This is a genomic window from Curtobacterium sp. MCPF17_021 (assembly GCF_003234605.2).
In the GTDB taxonomy this organism is placed as follows: domain Bacteria; phylum Actinomycetota; class Actinomycetes; order Actinomycetales; family Microbacteriaceae; genus Curtobacterium; species Curtobacterium flaccumfaciens.
This window is the reverse complement of record NZ_CP126252.1, coordinates 584473-606817: the sequence shown is the minus strand read 5'-3', so window position 1 is coordinate 606817 and position 22345 is coordinate 584473. Positions and strand designations below refer to the sequence as shown.

The window sequence follows — 22345 nt, the reverse complement described above, 5'->3', positions numbered from 1 at the left end:
AACCTGTTAAGTTGCACACCCGTGTGCACGTTATTACGATGGGGTGCGTGACCACCACCGAGCAGCCCTCCCGCGCGCCCCGCCGCGACGCCACGGAGAACCGGGCAGCCCTCCTCGACGCGGCGAAGACCTGTCTGCAGCAGGACCCGGACGCCTCGATCGAGACGATCGCCGCGGCTGCGGGACTCTCGCGCCGTGCGGTGTACGGACACTTCCCCTCCCGCGACGACCTGGTGCGCGAGGTCGTGACCGCCGGTGCCGCCCGGATCGCCGCAGCCATGCCCACCGCATCGGACCTGCAGGAGCTCCCGCCGGCCGCACGCCTCGCCGCCATCGCGGTGACGCTCTGGACCGAGGTGTCGCACGTCCGCTCGATGGCCCGGGTCGCCGTCCGCAGCCCGTTCGCCGAACCCGTGGCCGAGGTGTTCGCGCCGCTGCGCTCACAGGTACGCCAGGCGTGCGCGCTCGGGATCGCCGACGGCGCCATGCGGGACGACGTCGACCCCGAGACCCTCGGCCGTCTGGTCGAGGGTGCGTGCATCGCCGTCCTCGACGAGGCCACCCGTTCCGGCACGAGCGACGAGGACGGACGGCGCATGGTGGTGGTGTCGGCGCTGGGCATGGCCGGCATCGACTGGCGCACGGCACTGCTCTCCGAACCCGCTGCTCCCGCTCCCGCTCCCGCTCCCACTCCTGCCCCGAAGGACCACGCATGACGCTCGAACTCGACCACGTCGGCATCGGCGAGGAGCCCGGCGCACCCCTGCCCGTCGTCTCCGCCGTCGCCGCCCCGGGACGCCCCGGGGTCCTCGCCGTCGAGACCGAGCAGGCGCCCGTGCTCGCGTCACTCGTCGCCGGCGGCCGCATGCAGCCCGACACCGGCCGGCTGCTGCTCGACGGCCACGAGGACCCGGCAGCCGTCCGTCGCTCGTTCGCCCTCGTGGACACCCCCGGGGTCGCCGAGCCCTTCCCCGTCATGACCCTCAAGCAGATCGTGCGCGAGGAGCTCGCGTTCGCCGGGCAGCGCCCGAACCGCGAGCACGTCGACACCGTGCTCGACGAGCTCGGACTGCGGGACTACGTCGACACCGCCGTGCAGCGGGTGCCGACCGTCGTGCGCGTCCGGCTGCTGGTCGAACTCGCCCTGCTGCGCGACGGTGTGACCGGGATCGTGATCACCTCGCCCGAGCGGCACGGCGGCGCCGTCGAGGACTGGTTCCAGGTGGTCCGCGACGTCGCACGACGGGGCGTGACCGTGGTCCTCGTGACCTCGAAGGCCGCCGCCACCACGGTCGAGCACCTGCTCGACACGATCGACACGCACGACGGCGTCGAGACGCACGACGACGTCGCGACGCTCGCGACGCCCCAGACCGAGGACCCCGAGGACGTGGCCCGAACCGACGGAACCGAGCCGGGCCTCCCGGCCGCTCCTTCCGTCACCGAAGCATCCGCAACCGTCCCGACGGAGGCACAGAAGTGACCACCACCTCGCTCGTCCGCGCAGAACTCGCGCGGCTCACCGCGACCCCGCTCGCACGCCTGGCGTTCATCGCGCTGATGATCGTGCCGCTGCTCTACGGCGGCGCCTACCTGTGGGCGAACCGCGACCCGTACGCGAAGCTCGACCAGATCCCCGCCGCGATCGTGAACCTCGACGCCGGTGCGACGCTGGACGGCGACCACGTCGACTACGGCAAGGACGTCACGAAGGAGGCCATCGACGGGGCCGACTTCAAGTGGACGAAGACCAGCGCCGCCGACGCCCGCTCCGGCGTCCGCAACGGCACCTACGACTTCGTCGTCACCATCCCGCACGACTTCTCCGAGCACCTGGTGTCCGCGCAGTCCGACGACCCGACGCAGGCCAAGCTCGTCATGACGACGGCCGACACCAACTCGTACCTGGCCTCGACCATCGCCGAGCAGGCGGGCAAGACCATGCGCACCGCCGTCGCCGAGCGCGTCGGCAAGCAGGCGGCGAAGACCCTGCTCGTCGGGCTCGCCGACGTGCGGGACAGCCTCGGCGACGCCGTCGACGGAGCCGATGAACTCGCGTCCGGAACCGCCAAGGCGGACAGGGGTGCGCACCAGCTCGCCGACGGTACCGGCAAGCTGTCGTCCGGTGCGGCGGAGCTCGCGTCCGGCACGGCCGACCTGCCGTCGCAGACCCAGCAGCTGAACAGCGGCGCGCAGCAGGTCGCGTCGGGGGCGTCGACCCTGGCGTCCGGGCTGGCCAGCGCGCAGCAGCAGACGGCGGCGCTGCCGTCGCAGACGCAGCAGTTGGACAGTGGGGCGCAGCAGGTCGCGGCCGGCAACAAGCAGCTCGCCGACACGGTCGACTCGTACAGCGCCGACGTCGATTCGCTCCGACCCCTCGACGCAGAGACCGTGATCTCGGGCATCACCGACAACCTGCCCGAGGGTGTCGAGCTCACCGAGGAACAGCAGGCTGCCCTGCAGTCGACCGTCACCGACGCCGTCACCCGGGTCAACACCGCCGGCGCCTCGGCGAAGAGCACCTACGAAACGACGAAGTCCTCGGTGGACAAGCTCCGTGACGGCTCCGCACAGGTCGCGGCCGGCACGTCGTCGCTCGCCTCCGCGGCGCCGACGCTCGCGTCCGGCATCTCCTCGGCGGCGAACGGGGCATCCACCCTCGCATCGGGGGCCGCCCAGGTGGCGGACGGGACGTCGACGCTGGCCGCGGCCGCTCCGACGCTCTCATCCGGTGCGTCGCAGCTCGCGACCGGTGCGAAGACCGCCGACCAGGGCGCGTCATCGCTCGCGTCAGGGCTCGACAAGCTCACGACCGGGTCGTCGAAGCTCGCGTCGTCGCTCGACGAGGGCCGCACGAAGATCCCGGCGTCGAACGCCTCGGAGCGTGAATCACAGGCCTCGGTCATCTCCGACCCGGTCAAGGTCGGGGACGACAACGTCGCCGCCGCGTCGAACTACGGCGCCGGCCTCGCGCCGTTCTTCATCTCGCTCGCGGCCTGGATCGGCATGTACGCGCTGTTCCTCATCCTGAAGCCGATCTCGAAGCGTGCGATCACGGCGGTCCGGAAGCCCCTCGCGGTGGTGTTCGGCGGCTGGCTGACCCCGGCGCTCCTCGGCCTGGTGCAGGTGGTGGCGCTGTTCTTCATCGTTCGCTTCGCCCTCGACCTGAACGTGGTGCACGTCGGCGGCACGATCGGGATCATGGTGCTGGCCTCGGCGACCTTCGCGGCGATCATCATGGCGCTCAACGTGCTGCTCGGATCGGTGGGGCAGTTCCTCGGCCTGGTGCTCATGCTCGTGCAGCTCGTCACCGCCGGCGGGACGTTCCCGTGGCAGACACTGCCGGGACCGTTGGCGGCGCTGCACTTCGCGCTGCCGATGACGTACTCGGTCGACGCGATCCGGCAGACGATGTACGGCGGGAACCTCGGCGCCGCGTGGTCCGACGCGGGCGTGCTGCTCTGCTGGCTGCTCGGGGCGCTCCTGGTGTCCTTCGTGGTCACGGCGCGGCAGACCCGCTCCCGCACGCTGCGCGACCTGCGCCCGAGCCTGATCGGGTAGCGGGGCGCCGGGCGGGCGCGGGCGCTCGCGCGGGCGCGCCGGGCGCTCGCGCGCACGCTTCGTGAGCAGAAGAGGTCGGGTGACATCAGGTCACCCGACCTCTTCTGCTCACGAAGTGCGTTCGCCGAGCGGCTGGTGCACCATCCCGCCGCCGAGGGTGCTCAGGTCGTCGGTCGGCAGGGCTGCTCGAGCGTCCGCATCGAGCACGGCGGACGCGTCGTCGAGGGGGTGGAACCCGATGCGCTCCCCGGCGGACAGGTCAGCCGGCGACCCGGTGTTCCGCGACAGGGCCCAGACCACGTGGTGCCCGGGGTCGCGGAGTGCCACGGTCGCGAGGACCAGGCGCGTCAGGTCGTCGGGCGAGGTCCAAATGAGCAGCCCCCGGGTCGTCGGCGGCAGCGCACCGAACGCGCCGATCCGCGCCGACACGATCGACATCTCGTACCGGTCGGCGAACAGGCTGCCGAGCAGTTCCATCGCGGCCTTCGTCACGCCGTAGTACGTGTCCGGACGGGGCAGCCGGTCGCCGGGCACGCTCCCCGGCTGGTCGAGGGGTTCGGGCACCAGCCCCACCGCGTGGATCGAGCTGGCCTGCACGACCCGGAGCACCCCGGCGGCGGCCGCCCGTTCGAGCACGTTCTTCGTGCCGGTCAGGTTCGCCGCGATCAGGTCGTCCCAGGCGGCCTCGGTCGGGATGCCCGCCAGGTGCACCACGGTGTCGACCCCGGCGAGCGCATCATCCACCGCCGCCGCGTCGTTCACCGAACCGGGCACGAACCGTTCCCCGGCGACGATCGGATCGTGGGGTCGCTGTTCGTCGAGCAGCACGAGGTCGTGTCCCGCGGACCGCAGTCGAGGACGCAGGGCGCTCCCGATCCGGCCCGCGGCTCCGGTGATGAGCAGCGTCGCCATGCCGCGGACGCTACCCCCGACGAGCGAGCAGCGACCTCAGCTGTCCGACCGCGCCGAACGCCGGGTGGTCCAGGTCGGACTTCGTCCACCGGACCACCGCCCAGCCGAGTCGGTCCATCTCGCGGTAGCGGCGGAGGTCACGGCCCCACTGCTCGGCGTCGTCCGGTGGTGGTCGCCCTCGTACTCGATGACGATGCGGTGCTCCGGGTAGGCCAGGTCGACGCGGCCGACGAACCGACCGGCTTCGTCCAGCACGTCGACCTGCAGTTCGGGCTCGGGCAGCCCCGCGCGGACGATCGCCAGCCGTGCTCGGGTCTCCTGCGGCGACCCGGCCCCCACCCGCACGAGCTCGAGCGCCACGCGCAGTCGTCGGACACCCGATCGCGCTCCGGCCAGGGCGACGGCGGCAGCGAGGTCGTCGATCGTCGTCTCGCACCGCCGTTCCGTGACGATGGCGTCCCCGAGCACGACGAGCTGGTCGACCGAGAGCATCGCACCGCAGTCCACCCACAGCGCCGCGGGTGTGCTCGTCGGCATCCCCCACCGCTCCGTCACCCGGGCACGGTCCGGTGTGATGCGGTGCCCGACGACCCCGTGGCGTCGTGGTTGTGCGATCGGCAGGGGACTCGTGACGTGCACCGGTCCGTCGTCGGCGGCAGGGACCGGCAGCTGCCAGAGGACCGCCGCCGAGACGTGACTGATGAACTGCCCGGGCACCAGGACCGGCCGGATCGCCCGGATCCGGTGGACCGGGTCGGGCGGACGGTCACGTGCCCATCGGACCGACCGGGTCGGCCGGATCAGGTCACGCCGCCGGAGTCGTTGTCGGGAGACGCCCGCGCGGTCGGCGGCACCGACGTCGAACGCGCGCCCACGCAGCGGTGTCGGAAGTGGTCGTGCTCGCATGACCACCACGTTCGCGCCCCGCGCCCACCGCCCGCGCACCGAACGCGACTTCTGTGCACAACGCACCCCGGGCCTCCCGTGTGGAGGACCAGCCACGCGCGGATCGTGAGCAGAAAAGGTCGGGTCGCCGCCCCGCACCCGACCATTTCTGCTCACGAAGCGAAACCGCAACTCCGACACGACCCCGCCGGCCCATGTCACGTCAACCGCTACGATCGACGCACGAGCCAACGGAGGTCGAAGCGCATCATGGGAGACGGCAAGCCCGCGACCATCTACGACGTCGCCGCACGCGCCGGGGTCTCGAAGTCCCTCGTCTCCCTCGTGCTGCAGCGCTCCCCCCGGGTCAGCGACCAGCGCCGGGCCGCCGTGCTCAAGGCCATCCAGGAACTCGACTACCGCCCCTCCACCGCGGCCGTCTCCCTCGCCGGCACGCGCAGCCGCACCATCGGCGTGGTGCTCGACGACTTCCGCAACCAGTGGTTCGTGGACCTGCTCACCGGTCTGCGCGAGAGCCTGCAGGACCAGGGGCACCGGCTCGTGGTCGCCGACCGGTTCCTCAACACGGGGCTCGATGCGTCTCCGGTGGAGGGCTTCCTCTCCATGCGCGTCGAGGGCATCGTGATCGCCGGCGAGCCCACCACCGACCTCGCGATCCCCGCCTCGATGCCGCTCGTCATCGCCGGTGGCCGCGTCGCGATCCCCCGCGCGGACACCGTGGCGAACGACGACCACGCCGGCGGGGGCATCGCAGCGCAGCACCTGCTCGACCTCGGCCACACCCGACTCGGGTTCGTCGGGGCGAGCTCGGCGGCCTCGGCCGAACGCCAGTCCGGTTTCGAGCAGGCCGCAGCAGCACGCGCCTCCGTCGTCGCGACGGTCCTGCCCGGCGAACCCACCGAGGAGGCCGGTTCCCGCGCCCTCGGCATGCTCCTCGACGAGCACCCGGACGTCACCGCCGTCTTCGCCGCGAACGACGTGATGGCCCTCGGCGCGCTGTCCGAACTCGCCGAACGCGGGTTGCGCGTCCCCGAGGACGTCTCCGTCATCGGCTACGACGACACCCCGGTGGCCGCGATGCGGTACGTCGGCCTGACGAGCATCGACGACCGCAGCGTCGAGATCGGCCGCGGCGCCGGCGAGCGCCTGCTGGCCCGCATCGCCAATCCGCGGATCGCCGCCACGGAACTCCTCGTCGAACCCCGCCTGGTCGCGCGCCGCACCACCGCCGCGCGCTGACGCGTCAGCACGGACCCCGGCCGGGAGGCCCGCCCCGCCTCCGCCCCGCCCGCTTCGTGAGCAGAAATGGTCGGGTCCAGGGCCCGTACCCGACCATTTCTGCTCACGAAGTTGCGCCGGGCAACTCCGCGTGTTGGACGACCCACGAGTGCATGACGATCGCGGCCGCCGCCGAGGCGTTGATGCTCCGCGTCGACCCGAACTGCGTGATCTCCAGGTGCCCGGACGCCCCGGCCACCGCTTCGTCGGTGAGCCCGGGGCCCTCCTGCCCGAACAGGAACACGCAGCGCTCCGGGATCGTCGCGGTCTCGATGCGCTCGGCCCCGGGGGTGTTGTCGATGGCGACGACGGGTCGCTGTTCCTCCGCCATCGCGGTGAGGAAGGCCTCGACGTCGGGGTGGTAGCGGACGTGCTGGTACCGGTCGGTGACCATCGCTCCGCGCTTGTTCCACCGGCGTCGTCCGATGATGTGCACGGTGCCGGCCAGGAAGGCGTTGGCGCTCCGCACGATCGACCCGATGTTCAGGTCGTGCTGCCAGTTCTCGATCGCGACGTCGAACGCGTGCCGTCGGGTGTCGAGCTCGGCGACGATCGCGTCCATCGACCAGTACCGGTAGCGGTCGAGCACGTTCCGGGAGTCCCCGGCGGCCAGCAGCTCCGGGTCGAGCCTCGGGTCGTCGGGCCAGGGTTCCGGGTGCGGCCCCACCCCGTTGGTCGTCAGCTCGTGCGACGGTTCGGGCGCAGTGGTCACCCGACCAGCGTACGGCGCACACGGCACCGGCCCGACGGCGGCAGCGCCCGGCGGCGCCGCGGGCTCAAGCGGTGCCGGACCCGTGGGCGATGCGCGACTCGATGCCGGCGATCAGGATGTCGAGGCCGAGCGCGAACCGGTCGTCGTAGGAGTGCTCGCCGAGGATCTCGCCCACCAGCCGGTGCCGCTCGGGGCGGCCGGCCTCGGAATCCCCGCGCCCGACCTGCACCCCGGCGTGCCCGACCACGAAGTCGTAGACGACGAAGAAGGTGTACATCGCCTCGGCCGGCGGCAGCCCGGCGTCCTGCAGGGCACCGACGACCTTCGCCACGACGGCGTCGGACTCGGTCGAGGCGAGCGGGGCGCGCTGGCTGTGCGACTCGAGCACGAGCGGGTGGGTGCGCATCAGGTCACGGAACGTCGTGGCGAAGGTGCGGACGACGGCGTGCCACTCGTCCGGCCAGACGAAGGTGGCGGTGAACTCGTCAACGGTGCGGCGGACGAGTTCCGCGTGCAGGTCGTCCAGCCCGCCGATGGTCCGGTGCACGGTCATCGGGGCGACCCCGAGCCGCACGCCCAGGGCTCGGAAGGACAGCCGGTCGAGGCCGTCCTCGTTCGCGATGGTCGTGGCGGCGTCGATCACCTGCTCGCGGGAGAGCACGTTCGGGCGGCCTCGGCGTCGTCGCGGCGTCACCTCGAGCTCCGTCTCCGACACCGGGGTGGGTCGGGGCGCGGCGGACGGGGTTCCGGGTTCGACGAGCACGAGGGGCCTCCTTGATTCGGTACGTGTCCCGAAAAGCGTAGGGCAAAAGCCGACCGCGGTTCGGTGTCTCGACCTTCTCGGGTCTCGGAGCAGCGCGCAAGAGCCGCCCCGGGCCTCCCGGCCCTTTCCGAGCCGGCCACGAGCCGGGCCTGAACCCCTGCGCAGTAGGGTGAGGGCCATGGCGACCCGAGACGACGTCGAGTGCTGGCTGACCGACATGGACGGCGTGCTCGTCCACGAGAACCAGGCGCTCCCGGGCGCGCCGGAACTCATCCAGCAGTGGCTCGACGACGGCACCGAGTTCCTCGTGCTGACGAACAACTCGATCTTCACGCCGCGCGACCTCAGCGCCCGACTGCGGGGCTCGGGCCTGCACGTGCCCGAGGAGCGGATCTGGACGAGTGCGCTCGCGACCGCTGACTTCTGCAAGTCGCAGATGCCCGGTGGCTCGGCGTTCGTGATCGGTGAGGCCGGCATGACCACCGCCCTGCACGAGGCCGGGTTCATCATGACCGAGACCGCGCCCGACTACGTCGTCGTCGGCGAGACCCGCAACTACTCGTTCGAGGCGATCACCAAGGCCGTCCGGCTCATCCGCGCCGGTGCCCGCTTCATCGTGACGAACCCCGACGCCACCGGCCCGAGCGCCGAGGGGGTCCTGCCGGCCACCGGCGCCATCGCGGCGATGATCGAGAAGGCCACCGGCAAGCAGCCCTACGTGGTCGGCAAGCCGAACCCGATGATGTTCCGCTCCGCGATGAACCGGATCGGCGCGCACTCCGAGAACACCGGCATGATCGGCGACCGCATGGACACCGACGTGCAGGCCGGCATCGAGGCGGGGCTGCACACCGTGCTCGTGATGACGGGCATCAGCGACCAGGCCGAGATCGACCGGTACCCGTTCCGCCCGAGCGAGGTCATCTCCGGCGTGCACGAGCTCGTGCGCACCGAGCCGTTCGAGGTCGAGCTCTAGCCGGTCGCACGCGACCGCGCGCGTCGGCGCGGCCGCTACCGCGCGTCGACCCCCGCACCGGACGCGACCGCGGCACCCGCCGCAGCCGGTTCGTGGGACGCGCCACGGACCTCCAGAGCGAAGGCCGCCATGGGCGGTACCGTCCGCCACCGCTTCGCGAGCCGACGGGGTCGGTCGTCGTACCAGGCGATGACCCCGCCGGCCACGATGCCGAACGCGAGCACCCCGAACGAGAACAGCCCGATCAGGCCGAGCAGCGTCAACTTGCCGAAGTCGCCCGTGTCCGCGGTCGCCGAGAACCCGATCGACCCGAAGTCCCAGAAGCCGTGCAGCAGCACCGGGGCGAGCAGCGACCCGGTCAGCCGACGCGCGACGTACAGCGTCGAACCGAACGACGCCGCGAACACCACCTGGATGAGCGTCGGCCCGATCCCGGCACCGGCGAGCGCGTTGAGCAGGTGCAGCAGCCCGAACAGTGCGCACGACACGGCCCACACCCCCATCTCCGGCAGGCGCCGCCGCAGCCCGACGAGCAGGGTGCCGCGGGCCATCAGCTCCTCGAAGACCCCGACGAACAGCACCCCGACGGCGAGCAGCAGGAAGTAGTGCGCCGGCAGCGCCGTCCAGTCGATCAGGGGCAGCCGGACGACGCACACCACGAGCACGAGGATCGGCGCGAGCATCGTCCACCGCAGCCGCGTCCGGACCGGGTCGACCGTCGCGATCCGCCACCAACCGAGCGCCGTGACGAACAGGGCGAGTGCCACGACGGCGATGCCCTCGGGGATGACCAGGGCGTGCACGACGCTGTCGACCGTCTGCGCAAGGGTCGCGTAGTCGTCGCTCGGTCGTGACCGCCAGGCGCTGATCGCCGCGAAGACCACGATCGGCGCGAGCCCGAGCAGTAGCGACGGGGGCACCGGCCAGCGACGGCGGCGGGCTCGGACGGGGGCGGTGGTGGCCATCTGCTGGTTGTACCAGGCGGGACGTACGATTGACGGTATGCGCCTGCCCTCCCTGTCCACCATGGCAGAGGACTACGTCAAGCTCATCTGGAAGGCCAGCGAGCGCGGCGGGCCCGGCCTGGCGACGCGGGACATCGCGGCGTCGCTGAAGGTGTCGGCGTCGACGGTTTCGGGCAACCTCAAGAAGCTCGACCGCGACGGCCTGATCGAGCACACCCCGTACTACGGCGTCGTGCTCACCCCGCTCGGGCAGCAGGTCGCGGTGGCGATGGTCCGGCGGCACCGGCTGATCGAGACGTTCCTGGTGGAGCGGCTCGGCTACTCGTGGGACGAGGTCCACACCGAGGCCGAGGCCCTGGAGCACGCCGTGTCCGAGCAGTTCCTCGACCGGGTCGACGCCGACCTCGGCCACCCGACGCACGACCCCCACGGCGACCCGATCCCCGGGGCGGACGGCATCGTGCCGGACTCCCCCGGCACCCTGCTCGGCGCGATCGAGCCGGGAGCGTGCGGCACCGTCGACCGGGTCTCGGACGACGACCCCTCGCTGCTGCGGTACTTCGACGAGCTCGGGGTGGGGCTGGGCACGCACCTGCGGGTCGAGCGGGTGCGGGACTACGCCGGCGTCATCGCGGTGTCGCGGCGGGCGATCGACGGCTCGGAGTCCCTCGTCGACCTACCGGCTGCCGCCGCGTCCTCCATCTGGCTCGCACCCGACGGCGACTGACCGCGCGGCGCGCGCGGGCGGGATGGTCGGCTGGCCGGGCGGTCACAACACCCCGCTCACGTCCGCCGAGCGGTCAGGAACCGTCGCCCGGCAGCCCCGCAACCGACGGTTCGCGACCACTCGGCGCCCCGCCCACGGGGTGACGTGACCGCACCACGGCCCGCGAACGCGCGTGACAACGGACGGGAGGCCCGGCGCCCCGCCGCCACGCGCCTCCCGTCCGACGCCCCCACCGGCCACGACACCCCGCTCACCTCCACCGAGCGGTCACGCTCTGTCGCCCGGCAGCCCCGCAACCGACAGTTCGCGACCACTCGGCACCCCACCCACGGGGTGTCGTGACCGCGCGACGCGCCCGCCCCACCGCCGCGACGGCGACGGTTCGCGACCACCCGGCGCTCCCGGCCGGGCGCGCCCGCCGGCCCTAGCCCTTGACGGAGCGCGTCCGGCCGAGGGCGACCTCGCGCCGGGCCCGTTCGAGGGCGAGCGCGGATGCCGCATCCGGGTCGTGCAGCAGCCGTTCGGTCTCGTGCACGTGCTCCCGGACGGCGTCGGTCCCCCGGTCGGCGGCCGCGACGAGGACCGGTCCGACGGTGTCTTCGCCGAGTCCCACCAGAGCACGCGACAGGCTGAGCCGACGCTCGCGGTCTCCGATGCCGAGATGCACGGCGAGGGTCCGCGCGAGCGACGCCCGCTCGTCGTCCGGCACCAGTGCGACGGCCGTGCGCCAGGCTGCGCGGAGCACCTCGTCGTCGCGGTCCTCGAGCAGCGGACGCACTGCGGGCCACGTGTCCGGGTCACCGATCTTCGACAGGGTGTGGAGCGCCTGGCTGCGGGCCTGTGGCTCCGGGCGCTCGAGCTCGGGCAGGACGCGGGCGACGACGACGTCGGCGGGATGCCTGGTGAGTGCCCACGTCAGCATGTCGCGGACGAAGAAGTCCGGCTCGACGGCGCACTGCGCGACCAGCACCTCGAGGTCCGCCGGGTCCGGGGTGCTTCCGGCAGCCATCACGGCCTGCAGCCGGGCAGAGGAGTGCGGGTCGGCGAGGGCATCGGTGAGCACGGTCATCTCCCCATCGAAGCCCCTCGCGCCGGGGCCGTGTCAAGCATCGGGGCATAGCGTCGGGAGACGTGCGGTTCGCTCCCACCGCACCTCCGACCACGAAAGGACCTCCGCATGCCCCGCATCGGTACCAGTGACCTGCACGTGTTCCCCCTCGCCCTCGGCGGCAACGTCTTCGGGTGGACGGCGGACGAGTCGACCTCGCACCAGGTCCTCGACGCCTACACCGCGGCCGGTGGCGACTTCATCGACACCGCGGACGTCTACTCGGCCTGGGCGCCGGGCAACTCGGGCGGCGAGTCCGAGCGGGTCATCGGTTCGTGGCTGCGCGCCTCGGGCAAGCGGGACGACGTCGTCATCGCGACGAAGGGCTCGCAGCACCCGGAGTTCCAGGGCCTCGCCGCGGGCACCGTCGCCGCCGCTGCCCGCGCGAGCCTCGAGCGCCTCGGCACCGACCGGATCGACCTGTACTACGCGCACTTCGACGACCAGTCGACCCCGCTCGAGGAGACCGTCCGCGCCTTCGACCAGCTCGTGCAGGACGGTCTGGTCCGCTACACCGCGATCTCGAACTACTCGAAGGACCGCGCCGCGGAGTGGATCCGCATCGCGACGGAGAACGGCCTCGCCCAGCCCGTCGCCATCCAGCCGCACTACAACCTGGTCACCCGCCAGCCGTACGAGGCCGAGATCGCACCGCTCGCGCACGAGCACGGACTCGGCGTCGTGCCGTACTTCTCGCTCGCCGCGGGGTTCCTGACCGGCAAGTACCGCTCGAAGGACGACTTCGCGGGCAAGGACCGCGAGGGCCAGGTGTCCGGGTACTTCACCGACGAGGGGCTCGCCGTCGTGGACGCGCTGTCCTCGATCGCCGACGCACACGGCTCCGAGATCGCCACCGTCGCACTCGCCTGGCTGCAGGCGCAGCCCGACGTCGTCGCACCGATCGCGAGCGCCCGGAACACCGAGCAGCTGCCGGCGCTGCTGGCCTCGGCGGAGCTCGAGCTCAGCGCCGACGAGCTGCAGACGCTGTCCGACGTGTCAGCGAAGGTGCCCGCGAGCGCCTGACGCCGGCGCATCTCAGCCGATGCGCGTACATGTTCCGACATCCCACTCGTCGTTCGACGGGTGGGATGTCGTTCGTTGCGCATGCAGTCGCTGCGTGTGCATGTTCCGACAGACCACCAGTCGATCACGGGGTGGATCGTCGCAGAACGCGTGCGACCCGGCCGCCGGCCGCGCCTACGCCCCCGGCGCCAACGTCCCGGTCAGCGGCTGCCCCGACGACCGCGTCACGAAGCACGCGATGAACCGGTCACCCTGGTCCCACGTCGCCTGGTCCGGCGCGTAGGAACCCTGCACCTGCACGTCCCCCACGGCAGCGGCGGCCGAGGCGTTCAGCGCCGCGTCGGACTGGCACTGGTCGGCCGCCTGGGTCGCCAGGGCCTCGGCACCGGGGTAGGTGTCACCCTCGACCGCGAGGCGTGCGGTCAGCTGCCCGATGTGCGGCGTCGCGCAGTCCACCACCGTGAAGGTCTGCGACCACGCGTTCGTGAACGGCGACAGGCACTCCCCGCCGGCCAGGTCGGTCCACGGGTGCTCGCCGGGCAGGGCCGGGGTCGTGGCGAACTGCAACGTGGCGGCCGGCGCTGCGGCGTCTCCCGGCTGCGAGGCCGACGCCGACGGCGCAGCGCTCGGGGTCGCCGGCGCCGACGAGGCAGCCACCGGCGACTTCGTCGGCACGGCCTGGTCGGCGATGTTGTTGCCGAGGATCCACTTCGACAGCAGGAACACCAGCACGATGAGCACGAGGATCAGCGCGATCGACCCGTAGATCAGCAGCTGCTTGCCGCGCTTGCCCTCGTTCCGCAGCCGCGCGAAGCCCTCGTTGATGAAGTTGTCGCGATCGCCGGGCTGCCGGTCCGGACCGCCGGCCGGCCGTCCAGCAGCAGCGGGCGCGGGGACAGCAGCAGGAGCGGCAGCAGCCGCTGGCACGGCAGCCGCCGGCATCATCCGCGTCCCAGTGTCCTCCGGGTCGTAGCCGGTCCCGCCGAGCTGCCCGACGGCCTCGGTGCCGAACAGGTCCTTGATGGCACTCGTGTCACTGGTCTCGCGGCCGTCCCACTCGGACTGGTCCAGGTCGTCCGGCGCCGCAGCGGGAAGGGACTCCGGCTGCGGACCGGTGTCGTTCCCACGCAGGCCGAGCACGGCGTCGAGGTCCTGCCCCACCGACGGCGGCAGGTGCGCCGGGTACTCCTGGGCACCCGCAGCCGGCTCGACGAGGGGCGGTGCCGCGGTCGGCGGCACGGTCGCGTCGGGCTCGGACCACCAGGGTGTCCCGGCCGCCGGCATCGCGGTGGTCGGGGCATCGGCCTGGAGGCCCTCGGTCGCGTCCGGCACGTCGTCTCCGGCGGGCTCGCGGGGCACGTCCACGGCCTCGGTCGCCTCCGTCGCAGCACCAGCAGCATCAGCGGCGGGAACGGCAGCCGGAGCAGCCGTGTCCGACACGGGCGCAGCCGGGACCGCCGGGGGCACCACCGGCGGCACGGGGACCGCCGGTGGCACCGGGTAGGTCCGCGGTGCCTGCGGCAGCCCGGAGGCCGGGGTGTCGACCTCGCCGGCGACGACCTCGTCCTCGTCGTCCAACTCGTCGGCGAGCGACCAGGACCCGGCGGACAGCGCGGTGGTGTCGAACGAGTCGGTGGTCAGCGTCGCCGGGACCTCGCCGGGCTCGTCGTCACCGATGGCCCAGTCGAACGGCCGGTCGTGCCCGCCCGTCTGCGTGGGGACCGGCCCGGTGCTGGTGATGCGCAGCAGGTCGGTGAAGGTCGGCGGTTCCTCGGTCGGCGGCAGCACGTTCTCGACGCCGAGGGGCTGCGGCGCAGCGGGAGCAGCAGCAGCGGGCGCCACGGACTCCGGGTGGTTGCCGGTCGCGCGGCCGAGCCAGTCGACGTCGGCGCGGCCCTCGCCGAACGGGTCGACGCGGCGACGCTCGTCCTCGATGGCCTTCGACGCGGCAGCTCGTTCGTCGCGGTGGGTCTGCGCCGTCGGCAGCACGATCGACGACGGGTGCGGTGCAGTGGAGTCCGGCGCGACGTCGGCGGCGGCCGGGATCCGGTCGTGCAGTGTGGCGCGCTCGTGCTCGACGACGGCGTCGGGGTTCTCGGAGGGTGCGAGCAGCTCGGGCGGCATCGAGATGGCCTGGGTCGCGCCGTCTTCGAGCGCCGGAGCCGAAGCGGCCGGCGCAGACGCGGCAGGAGCCGGCGCAGCAGGAGCAGGAGCAGGAGCCGGCGCAGCAGGAGCAGGAGCAGCAGGCTCGGCGCCCTCCGCCTCCCCCTCGGCCACGAACGGCTCCGGCAGCGGCGCGCCCGTCTCGCGGGCGGTTCGCTCGGCCTCGCGGCGCTCCCGCCGCGACGGCCAGTCCTCCTCGCCGCGCGGAGCCCCGAAGATGTCCGCAGCGCTGCGGAGACCGTGGAACGGAGCGTCCGATCCGGACGCACGCCGAGCCTCCAGGCCGTCGTCCCCGTCTGCCGGGCCGGCGGTGCCGTCGGGTTCGCGTGCGTCGTCCGGACGCTCCTCGGTCACGCGGTCAGCCCCAGATCAGCCAACCCGATGGCCGCGAAGTACGGGTAGCCGGCCGCCTCGATCGTCTCCTTGGCACCGGTGTCCCGGTCGACGACGACCGCGACGGCGGCGATGATCGCGCCCTCGCGCTCGAGCGCCTCGGCCGCCTTGAGCGGCGAGCCGCCGGTGGTGGAGGTGTCCTCGAGCACGACGACGCGCTTGCCCTTGAGGTCCGGTCCCTCGACCTGCTTGCCGCGGCCGTGGTCCTTCGGCTCCTTGCGGACGACGAAGGCGTCGTAGGTCAGGCCCTGGGCGGCGGCCTGGTGCAGGACGGCGCTGGCGATCGGGTCGGCGCCCATGGTCAGGCCACCGACGGCGGAGACGTCCGGCACCTGCTGCACGAGCTCGGTCATGACCTGCCCGATCAGCGGCGCGACGCGGTGGTCCAGGCTGACCTTCCGCAGGTCGATGTAGTACGTCGCCTTCTTCCCGCTGGTCAGGGTGAAGTCGCCGTGGAACACCGCTTCGGAGGAGATGTACTGGATCAACTGTTCGCGCGCGTCGGTCACAGCGCACAAGGGTAGTCGGTCGGGCCCGCAACGCGCTCCCCCAGCCTGTGGGTCTGTGCGTACCGGCACCGAGGCGGCCTCGGTACGCTCCGGGGCATGTCCCGAGCACCGCGTCGCCCCGCCGTGGAGCCGGCTCCGTCCGGCGGCCGCCGGACCGGTGGGGTGGCCGTCACGATCGGACGGGAGGCCCTGGGCGGCCTGGTCGCGCTGGCCCTGGCCGTCATCGCCCTGCGCCACGTCGTCGCGACGGAACGGGTGGCGTTGCTCTGGTACGACGGCGACTCGGTGCTGCTGCCGCTCGTCGAGCGCTCGCTGCAGGCCGGCCAGCCGTTCGAGTGGGCGATGTCGCCCGCGCTGTTCTTCTTCCCCGAGCTGCCCGTGTACCTGTTCTGCTCGCTGGTGACCGGGACCCCGCAGCAGGCCCTGGCGCTGAACGGGGTGCTCGTGCTCCTCGCCGTCTACGCGCTGGTGCGGGCCGCCGCGAACGAGCTGATGCCGTCCGCCGGGCGCCCCGCGCGGATCGCGGTGTCGGCGGGGGCACTCGGCCTGGTCACGCTGCTGGTGCTGACCGAGTCGTCGGCGACGGCGACCTCGCTCGAGCTGGCGTCCCTGCTGCTCACGACGACCTACTACTACGGCGCCGTGCTGGCGGTGCTCGGCACCGCGGTGCTGGTGCTGCGGGCGGTGCGCCTCGGCCGGGCGTCGGTGCCCCTGCTCGTGGTGCTCGGACTCGTCGCCGCGTGCACGACCGCGTCGAACCCGCTGTACGTGCCCTGGTCCGCCGCTCCCGTCGTCGTCACCCTCGGGCTCCTGGTGCTGGCACGGCGGGTGCCGTGGCGCCCCGCTGCGCTGCTCGCCGCTGCCGTCACGGTCGGATCGGTCGTCGGGTACCTGGTGCGGATCCCGCTCCGGCCGTTCGTCTCCCTCGACCCGGCGACGTACGTGCAGCCGTCGCGGGCCGGGGAGACCCTGCGGTTCTTCGCGGCGCTGACCGACGACCGGGCGGGCACGGCACCGGGCGACCTCGGGCTCCTGCTGCTGTTCGCCGGGGTGCTCGTCACGGTCGGCGGCACGGTCTGGGCCTGGCGGGTCCGCACCGCACGCACCGTGCTGGTCGCGACGGTGCTGCCGCTCGTGACCGTCGTCGCCGTGTCCGTCGGGGTCGTCGTCGCCGGGTCCGAGACCCCGCGCTACCTGCAGCCGATCGTGACGGCACCGCTGCTCGCGCTCGTCGCCGTGGCCGAGCTCACCCGCACCGCGGTCCGCCGCACCCGCGTGCACCGCCCGCACCGCGGGGTCCGGGCGGGGGTGGCGGTCGCGATGGCCGCCGTCCTCGCGACCGGGATCGCCGTGGCCCCCGGCACCGCCCACGCCGTGTCGACCGCGCGGTACCCGGCGGCCGCGTGCCTGGACCGCTGGGCCGACGGGCGCCAGGTCACCGGCGTCGGGCAGTTCTGGACGGTCCGGCCCCTCGCCACCTACGCGGCGACGAACGTCGGGCTGCTGCAGGTCCGCGACACCTTCGAGACGTACCCGTGGCTCGTCGACCTCGGGGCCTACCGCGACGCCGACCCGAGCTTCGTGGTGGTCGGGTCGCACGACCTCTGGACCACCGCGGTCGAGGACTCCCTCGGCCCCCCGGCGACGATCACCCACTGCACCGGATTCGACGTCTACGACTACGCCGGCACCGCCGGGCAGGCGATCCTGCGGCGCGACGTCGTCGGGAGCGCCGACGTCATCCGGCGTGACCGCGGCTTCTGATCCACTGCTGAAGTTGTCCACAGCGGCGCGTTGCCGTCCGATGCTCGCTGTACGGATGTATAGGCTCGTGCTCGATGTCTCGTCCCACCAGCCCCCGCGCCCACCGTGTCCCCGTGCGCCTGCGCCTCGCCGTCACCGGCCTGGCACTCGCGGGCCTCGTCGGCACGGTCATCGCCGACGCTCCGGCCGCCCAGGCGGTGACCTACCCCACGTGGGACGAAGTGAAGTCCGCCCGCGGCAAGGAATCCGCGAAGCAGGGGCAGATCACCGAGATCCGGGGCATCATCAGCGAGCTCGACGCCAAGGTCGAGGCTGCCGAGGCGAAGGCGCAGAAGCTCGGCGACGTGTTCTACAAGGCACAGCGCAAGGCCCAGACGGCGGCCGAGAAGGAACAGCAGCTCCGCGCCGACGCGAAGGACCACGCGAAGGTCGCCGACCAGAGCGCCGCGCAGGCCGGGCAGTTCGCCGCGCAGATGTCCCGCTCCGGTGGCGCCGACGTCACCACCTCGGTGATCACCCAGGGCGAAGACGCCAGTGATCTGCTGTACAACCTCGGTGCGCTGAGCAAGCTCTCCGAGCAGGCCGAGCGTGTGCAGGCCGCCGCGAGCGCCGACGCCGCCGTCGCCAGCTCGCTCGAGGCACAGGCCGACCGCGCCGCCGAAGCGCTGGGCGACCTCGCTGCCGAAGCCGAAGACCGCATGCAGGAAGCCCAGGCGGCGTCCGACGCCGTGCAGGCCGCCTACGACGAGCAGCAGTCGAACAAGGCCCGACTCGACGCCCAGCTCGCGACCCTGACCTCCGGCCGCGTCCGGACCGAAGCCGAGTTCGCCAAGGGTGAGCGCGTCCGCAAGGCGGCGGAGGAGAAGGCCGCACGCGAAGCCGCAGAGCGCGCAGCCGCCGCGCAGCGAGCAGCCGCCGCACAGGCCGCCGCGAACTCCGGCGGGGGCGCTCCGTCAGGCGGCGGCTCGACCGGCAGCAGCGGCTCGGGTGGCGGCGGTTCCGTCGGCGCGGGCTCCGGGACCGGCTGGGTCCGCCCGGCCAGCGGCTACGTCATCAGCCCCTACGGGTACCGCGTGCACCCGATCACCGGCGTCGTCACCATGCACGAGGGCACCGACCTGGCGAGCGGCTGCTACACGCCCATCGTCGCGGCTTCGGCCGGCACCGTCGACTACGTCGGGTGGTACGGCGGCTACGGCAACTACGTCCGCATCAACCACGGCGGCGGCGTGCAGACCGCGTACGGTCACATCGTCGACGGTGGCTTCCGGGTCGCCACCGGACAGCAGGTCTCCGCGGGGCAGCTCATCGCCCTCGTCGGCTCCACCGGGGCGTCGACCGGCTGCCACAGCCACGTCGAGGTGCACATCAACGGCGCCACCACCGACCCGGTGCCGTTCATGTCCGCGCGCGGAGTCGCCTTCTAACCGACCGGCCCCGACTCTGGGTCGTCGATCTCGTCGTCGCCGGTGTTCCACAGCGCCCGGTACCACGCGGTGCGCTCCGGGTCGTCCGGCAGCCCGTACGCCCGGTGGAACAACGGCTCCCACCCGGGTCCGTAGTTCCAGCCGAGGGCCATCGTCGCCACCGCGATGTCGGCCCAGCGGTCCGCGACCCCCATCGCGTCCAGGTCGACGTGCCCGCTCCACCGCCGGTCCGCGCCGATGAGCGTGTTCGGCGTGCACGGGTCACCGTGGCAGACGACGATCCGGTCGGTCGGCGGCTCCGGACCGAGACCGCCCGGGCCGCGGACGGCGTCGGCGTCGGCGCTCGCCTCACGCGCGCGACGGAGCCGGTCCGCGGTCGCCCACGTGAACGGGCAGTCGTCGACGGGCAACGTGTCGTGCAGCGCGCGCAGGCCCTCGCCCACCGCGACCACCGCGGTCCGGGGTTCGTCGTGCCAGCGCGGGTCGACTGCGCTCCAGCCGGGCAGCGCGCGGGTGTGCAGCCAGACGCCGTCGTCGTCGGCGCCGTGGTCGAGCACCTCCGGCACTCGGGCGTACCGGGATGCCCACGTCAGCCGCGCGGCCTCTCCGCTGATCCACGAACCGTAGGCGCGCGGCAGCACCTTCACGAACTCGTCGGCGTGCGCGTCCGGTCCGATCCGGAACGTCGTCCCGCCGATCTGGTTGTGCCAGACGAGCGCGACCTCACGCCCTCGCGCGACGTCGGTGACCACGCGCGGCACCGGGACGGTCTCGCCCGGCCGGGGCGGTCCACCGATCGAGCGCACCACGGCGACGCTCAGTGCACGCGGTCCGGGCGGGACGACCCCGACCCACCACGGGCGATCTCGAGCAGCACCGGCAGGCGTTCGCCGAGCAGGGCGTCCAGGTCGGCGACCACGGCCTCGACCCGTTCGGTGATCTCGCGCGGCGCGGCACCCCGGCGCGGACGGACCCGCACCCGGATCGCCCGACCACCACGGACCCGGTAGACGTCGACGGCGAGCGAGCCGACCTGGGGCATGTCGCCGATGGCCGAGGAGAGCGCGTGCTGCACGGCCGTGGACTCGATGCGCACGGAGCCGGCGACGCCGTCGGCAGAACCGTCGCTGTCCACGACGGTGCTCTCGCGGCCACCGCCGAGCGTCGTCAGCACGACGAGTGCGAGCACGCCGAGCACGACGCCACCGCCGAGCACGCAGGTCCACGCGAACACCGAGTCGTCACGCGACGCCCCGGTGCCGAGTGCGGCGAGGGCATCGCCGACCGTGCGCCACCACGATGCGACGAGGGGCAGGCCCTGCGCGGTCTGCACCAGGATCGCGGCGACCCCGGCGACGAGCAGCACGAGCCCGAGCACGACGAGCGCCGTCCGGCCGAGCGCGCGGTTCGTGGCGTTCATCCGTCCACCCGTCCGGTCGGCTGCACCCGCACCCGCGCGGCCAGCGTCGGCTGCGCGTCGATCGCGGCGAACTCCCGCTCGACGGCCTCGGTCGCGGCGACCGCGGGGACGTCCACTCCGGCTGCGGGCCGGAGCACGACGTCGACCGTGCGGCGACCGACGGTGCCCACGGCGGCGTCGGCGCCCAGACGGGTCGCGGAACGGGCGGCTCGGGCCGCGGCGGAGGCCAGGACCTCGTCGTCGACGACCACTGCGAGCCGGTCGGACGACATCACGTGCCGCGGACGGCGCTGGGGCAGGATCCCCTGCAGCAGGAGCACGAGGCCGATCAGGGCCACGACGGCGCCGATGCCGATCACGATGGTGGTGTCGAGGCCGTCCGGAGCGGCGAGCGCGGCGTCGACCACGGCACGGGGGTCGACGCCCAGGACGTTCTGGTCGAGCAGGACGAGCGCACCGGCGAAGACCGCCGCGGCGGCGAGCACCAGGGCGATGAGCATCGCGACGACGACGGCGGCCGAGCGGGAGACGTGGGTCTCGCGGCGCAGCACGCGGCGGTAGGTGGCAGCGTGGTCGGCGGCGGGCGCGCCGACGAGGGGTGGGGCGGTCACCGGACCCTCCGCGGGGTGTCCACCACCGACGAGGCGAAGGTCACGGTCACGCGGGCGACCTGTCGGCCGGTGATGGTCCGGAAGCGCTCGGCGATCGTGCCGCGAGCCCGGTGCGCCGTGGCGACGACCGGTTCGTCGGGGAGTGCGTGCGAGCCCAGCACCGGCAGGGCGAGCGGGGCGGTGATCTCGACCGCCAGCGCGCCGCGGCCGTCGTCCGCGACCCGGGCACGGACCTCCCGGAAGGCAACGCGCAGCGCTTCGGCGGCGACCGCCTGGGCGGTGTGCACCAGCGCGGACGTACCGATGCGGTCGGAGCCGCGGAGCCGGACGCCGCTGTCGCCGGCCGTGGCGACGGCGGCGTCGCTCACGACGAGCTCCGGCGTCCGCGCAGCACGTCGAGCAGGCGGCGGAAGTCGACGTCACCCGTGACGATGCGGGCGACCAGTGCACCGACCGCCATGCAGACGGCGACGACGACGAACGCCCAGAACCCGAGCGTCACGGCGACGATCGCGAGCAGGGCGCCGGTGCCCATCCCGACGACGGTGGCGTTCACCGGACTCGACCGTCCCGGGTGTCGAGCTCGTCCGCGACGCCGTTGAGCGCCGGGATGTTCACGTCGTTGATGGCGATGTTGACCTCGGTGACCTCGAGGCCGACGAGTTCGGTGACGGCGTTCGTGACGGCGGCACGCACAGCGGAGGCGACCTCCATCATCGGCGTCGGGTAGTCGACGACGATGGTCAGGTCGACGGCGACCTGGGTCTCACCGACCTCGACGCGGACGCCCTGGCCGAGCGCGCTCGAGCCGATGGCGTCGCGGATGGCACCGAACGCCCGCGAGGCGTTGCCGCCGAGTGCGAAGACGCCGGGGACGTCGCGGGCGGCGATGCCCGCGACCTTCGCGACGACCGTGTCGTCGATGATGGTCCTGCCCTTGGCGGTGACCTGCGTCGTGGTGGTGCCGGCGGGCTGGGCGCTCCCGGCCCCGGTGCCGAGCGTGGCTCCGGTCGTGATCCCGTCGACGCGGTTCGTCGTCGATGCCATTGCTGCCTCCGTGCGATCGATTGCTGGCCTCCAGCGAACACCATCGTGCCGTACGCCGCACAGACGGCGCACGTGCCGAC

Annotated in this window: 23 protein-coding genes; 9 read left to right on the top strand and 14 right to left on the bottom strand. The window is 73.0% G+C overall.

Features of this window, described 5'->3' with window-relative positions; all coding sequences use genetic code 11:
• Window positions 1-47: 47 nt before the first annotated feature.
• From DEJ29_RS02980 to DEJ29_RS02970, 3 genes are read left to right on the top strand one after another with little or no spacing between them, the layout of a single operon-like run.
• Window positions 48-716 (top strand): TetR/AcrR family transcriptional regulator, encoded by a 669-nt coding sequence (locus DEJ29_RS02980; protein ID WP_110864383.1) that lies wholly within the window; start codon window positions 48-50, stop codon window positions 714-716.
• Entirely contained in the window at window positions 713-1483 is a 771-nt protein-coding gene (locus DEJ29_RS02975) for a hypothetical protein (protein ID WP_110864264.1), read from the top strand. The genes DEJ29_RS02980 and DEJ29_RS02975 overlap by 4 nt, the downstream gene beginning before the upstream one ends.
• Window positions 1480-3561: a YhgE/Pip domain-containing protein gene (locus tag DEJ29_RS02970; RefSeq protein ID WP_111095004.1), complete on the top strand. Its 2082-nt coding sequence runs from the start codon at window positions 1480-1482 to the stop codon at window positions 3559-3561. Before DEJ29_RS02975 ends, DEJ29_RS02970 begins: the two co-directional genes overlap by 4 nt.
• Window positions 3562-3669: 108 nt before the next feature.
• Here DEJ29_RS02970 and DEJ29_RS02965 read toward each other — a convergent pair whose 3' ends face one another.
• Window positions 3670-4473: an NAD-dependent epimerase/dehydratase family protein gene (locus DEJ29_RS02965; RefSeq protein ID WP_111095005.1), complete on the bottom strand. Its 804-nt coding sequence runs from the start codon at window positions 4471-4473 to the stop codon at window positions 3670-3672.
• Between the two features lie 36 nt (window positions 4474-4509).
• Window positions 4510-5379, bottom strand: coding sequence for a putative endonuclease domain-containing protein (locus tag DEJ29_RS02960; RefSeq protein WP_111095006.1), 870 nt, complete (start codon window positions 5377-5379; stop codon window positions 4510-4512).
• Between the two features lie 249 nt (window positions 5380-5628).
• On the opposite strand from DEJ29_RS02960, the gene DEJ29_RS02955 reads away from it, so the two are divergent.
• Window positions 5629-6618, top strand: coding sequence for a LacI family DNA-binding transcriptional regulator (locus DEJ29_RS02955; protein ID WP_111095007.1), 990 nt, complete (start codon window positions 5629-5631; stop codon window positions 6616-6618).
• A gap of 103 nt (window positions 6619-6721) precedes the next feature.
• Here DEJ29_RS02955 and DEJ29_RS02950 read toward each other — a convergent pair whose 3' ends face one another.
• Entirely contained in the window at window positions 6722-7369 is a 648-nt protein-coding gene (locus tag DEJ29_RS02950) for a TrmH family RNA methyltransferase (RefSeq protein ID WP_110864259.1), read from the bottom strand.
• Between the two features lie 64 nt (window positions 7370-7433).
• Window positions 7434-8132 carry a TetR/AcrR family transcriptional regulator gene (locus tag DEJ29_RS02945; RefSeq protein ID WP_071404353.1) on the bottom strand — a complete coding sequence of 233 codons (699 nt, stop codon included), beginning with the start codon at window positions 8130-8132 and terminating at the stop codon, window positions 7434-7436.
• A 178-nt stretch (window positions 8133-8310) separates the two neighbouring features.
• Here DEJ29_RS02945 and DEJ29_RS02940 point away from each other — a divergent pair, with 178 nt between their 5' ends.
• Window positions 8311-9108 carry an HAD-IIA family hydrolase gene (locus DEJ29_RS02940; protein ID WP_027464991.1) on the top strand — a complete coding sequence of 266 codons (798 nt, stop codon included), beginning with the start codon at window positions 8311-8313 and terminating at the stop codon, window positions 9106-9108.
• Window positions 9109-9143: 35 nt separating this feature from the next.
• Here the strand turns inward: DEJ29_RS02940 and DEJ29_RS02935 are convergent, their stop codons facing one another.
• On the bottom strand, window positions 9144-10073 hold the full coding sequence (locus DEJ29_RS02935) for a CPBP family intramembrane glutamic endopeptidase (RefSeq protein WP_181438189.1): 930 nt from the start codon (window positions 10071-10073) through the stop codon (window positions 9144-9146).
• A gap of 37 nt (window positions 10074-10110) precedes the next feature.
• Here DEJ29_RS02935 and DEJ29_RS02930 point away from each other — a divergent pair, with 37 nt between their 5' ends.
• Window positions 10111-10800, top strand: coding sequence for a metal-dependent transcriptional regulator (locus DEJ29_RS02930; RefSeq protein WP_110864256.1), 690 nt, complete (start codon window positions 10111-10113; stop codon window positions 10798-10800).
• Between the two features lie 424 nt (window positions 10801-11224).
• On the opposite strand, the gene DEJ29_RS02925 is transcribed toward DEJ29_RS02930, so the two are convergent.
• Window positions 11225-11869 (bottom strand): HEAT repeat domain-containing protein, encoded by a 645-nt coding sequence (locus tag DEJ29_RS02925; protein WP_111095009.1) that lies wholly within the window; start codon window positions 11867-11869, stop codon window positions 11225-11227.
• Window positions 11870-11977: 108 nt separating this feature from the next.
• Here DEJ29_RS02925 and DEJ29_RS02920 point away from each other — a divergent pair, with 108 nt between their 5' ends.
• The gene (locus DEJ29_RS02920) at window positions 11978-12931 is read left to right on the top strand and encodes an aldo/keto reductase (RefSeq protein WP_111095010.1); all 954 of its coding nucleotides are present in this window, start codon (window positions 11978-11980) and stop codon (window positions 12929-12931) included.
• Window positions 12932-13105: 174 nt separating this feature from the next.
• Here the strand turns inward: DEJ29_RS02920 and DEJ29_RS02915 are convergent, their stop codons facing one another.
• Both DEJ29_RS02915 and pyrE read right to left on the bottom strand, forming a co-directional pair.
• A complete protein-coding gene (locus DEJ29_RS02915) occupies window positions 13106-15448 on the bottom strand; it encodes a septum formation family protein (RefSeq protein WP_111095011.1) in 2343 nt (780 codons plus the stop codon).
• Window positions 15445-15996, bottom strand: a complete 552-nt coding sequence (gene pyrE, locus DEJ29_RS02910) for an orotate phosphoribosyltransferase (protein WP_071404348.1) — start codon at window positions 15994-15996, stop codon at window positions 15445-15447. The genes DEJ29_RS02915 and pyrE overlap by 4 nt, the downstream gene beginning before the upstream one ends.
• 96 nt (window positions 15997-16092) lie before the next feature.
• Here pyrE and DEJ29_RS02905 point away from each other — a divergent pair, with 96 nt between their 5' ends.
• Both DEJ29_RS02905 and DEJ29_RS02900 read left to right on the top strand, forming a co-directional pair.
• Window positions 16093-17760, top strand: coding sequence for a hypothetical protein (locus tag DEJ29_RS02905; protein ID WP_146248337.1), 1668 nt, complete (start codon window positions 16093-16095; stop codon window positions 17758-17760).
• Between the two features lie 74 nt (window positions 17761-17834).
• Entirely contained in the window at window positions 17835-19187 is a 1353-nt protein-coding gene (locus tag DEJ29_RS02900; protein WP_111099877.1) for a M23 family metallopeptidase, read from the top strand.
• On the opposite strand, the gene DEJ29_RS02895 is transcribed toward DEJ29_RS02900, so the two are convergent.
• Genes DEJ29_RS02895 through DEJ29_RS02870 form a run of 6 tightly spaced genes read right to left on the bottom strand, consistent with a single transcriptional unit; the run spans window position 19184 to window position 22265 of the window.
• Window positions 19184-19996 carry an aminoglycoside 3'-phosphotransferase gene (locus DEJ29_RS02895; protein ID WP_111095014.1) on the bottom strand — a complete coding sequence of 271 codons (813 nt, stop codon included), beginning with the start codon at window positions 19994-19996 and terminating at the stop codon, window positions 19184-19186. The genes DEJ29_RS02900 and DEJ29_RS02895 overlap by 4 nt on opposite strands.
• A gap of 8 nt (window positions 19997-20004) precedes the next feature.
• On the bottom strand, window positions 20005-20607 hold the full coding sequence (locus DEJ29_RS02890) for a hypothetical protein (protein WP_111095015.1): 603 nt from the start codon (window positions 20605-20607) through the stop codon (window positions 20005-20007).
• Window positions 20604-21218 (bottom strand): hypothetical protein, encoded by a 615-nt coding sequence (locus DEJ29_RS02885; protein WP_181438190.1) that lies wholly within the window; start codon window positions 21216-21218, stop codon window positions 20604-20606. The genes DEJ29_RS02890 and DEJ29_RS02885 overlap by 4 nt, the downstream gene beginning before the upstream one ends.
• A complete protein-coding gene (locus DEJ29_RS02880; protein WP_111089400.1) occupies window positions 21215-21586 on the bottom strand; it encodes a hypothetical protein in 372 nt (123 codons plus the stop codon). The genes DEJ29_RS02885 and DEJ29_RS02880 overlap by 4 nt, the downstream gene beginning before the upstream one ends.
• Window positions 21583-21774 carry a DUF2273 domain-containing protein gene (locus DEJ29_RS02875; protein ID WP_027464859.1) on the bottom strand — a complete coding sequence of 64 codons (192 nt, stop codon included), beginning with the start codon at window positions 21772-21774 and terminating at the stop codon, window positions 21583-21585. The genes DEJ29_RS02880 and DEJ29_RS02875 overlap by 4 nt, the downstream gene beginning before the upstream one ends.
• Window positions 21771-22265, bottom strand: coding sequence for an Asp23/Gls24 family envelope stress response protein (locus DEJ29_RS02870; protein ID WP_111095017.1), 495 nt, complete (start codon window positions 22263-22265; stop codon window positions 21771-21773). The genes DEJ29_RS02875 and DEJ29_RS02870 overlap by 4 nt, the downstream gene beginning before the upstream one ends.
• Window positions 22266-22345 lie beyond the last annotated feature (80 nt).

What these genes read in the sequence shown, in the direction of transcription:
- DEJ29_RS02975 (WP_110864264.1), top strand. Translation starts at nt 713, where the DNA reads ATGACGCTCGAACTCGACCACGTCGGCATCGGCGAGGAGCCCGGCGCA.
- DEJ29_RS02965 (WP_111095005.1), bottom strand. Translation starts at nt 4,473, where the DNA reads ATGGCGACGCTGCTCATCACCGGAGCCGCGGGCCGGATCGGGAGCGCC.
- DEJ29_RS02960 (WP_111095006.1), bottom strand. Translation starts at nt 5,379, where the DNA reads ATGCGAGCACGACCACTTCCGACACCGCTGCGTGGGCGCGCGTTCGAC.
- DEJ29_RS02955 (WP_111095007.1), top strand. Translation starts at nt 5,629, where the DNA reads ATGGGAGACGGCAAGCCCGCGACCATCTACGACGTCGCCGCACGCGCC.
- DEJ29_RS02940 (WP_027464991.1), top strand. Translation starts at nt 8,311, where the DNA reads ATGGCGACCCGAGACGACGTCGAGTGCTGGCTGACCGACATGGACGGC.
- DEJ29_RS02935 (WP_181438189.1), bottom strand. Translation starts at nt 10,073, where the DNA reads ATGGCCACCACCGCCCCCGTCCGAGCCCGCCGCCGTCGCTGGCCGGTG.
- DEJ29_RS02930 (WP_110864256.1), top strand. Translation starts at nt 10,111, where the DNA reads ATGCGCCTGCCCTCCCTGTCCACCATGGCAGAGGACTACGTCAAGCTC.
- DEJ29_RS02925 (WP_111095009.1), bottom strand. Translation starts at nt 11,869, where the DNA reads ATGACCGTGCTCACCGATGCCCTCGCCGACCCGCACTCCTCTGCCCGG.
- DEJ29_RS02920 (WP_111095010.1), top strand. Translation starts at nt 11,978, where the DNA reads ATGCCCCGCATCGGTACCAGTGACCTGCACGTGTTCCCCCTCGCCCTC.
- DEJ29_RS02905 (WP_146248337.1), top strand. Translation starts at nt 16,093, where the DNA reads ATGTCCCGAGCACCGCGTCGCCCCGCCGTGGAGCCGGCTCCGTCCGGC.
- DEJ29_RS02900 (WP_111099877.1), top strand. Translation starts at nt 17,835, where the DNA reads ATGTCTCGTCCCACCAGCCCCCGCGCCCACCGTGTCCCCGTGCGCCTG.
- DEJ29_RS02890 (WP_111095015.1), bottom strand. Translation starts at nt 20,607, where the DNA reads ATGAACGCCACGAACCGCGCGCTCGGCCGGACGGCGCTCGTCGTGCTC.
- DEJ29_RS02870 (WP_111095017.1), bottom strand. Translation starts at nt 22,265, where the DNA reads ATGGCATCGACGACGAACCGCGTCGACGGGATCACGACCGGAGCCACG.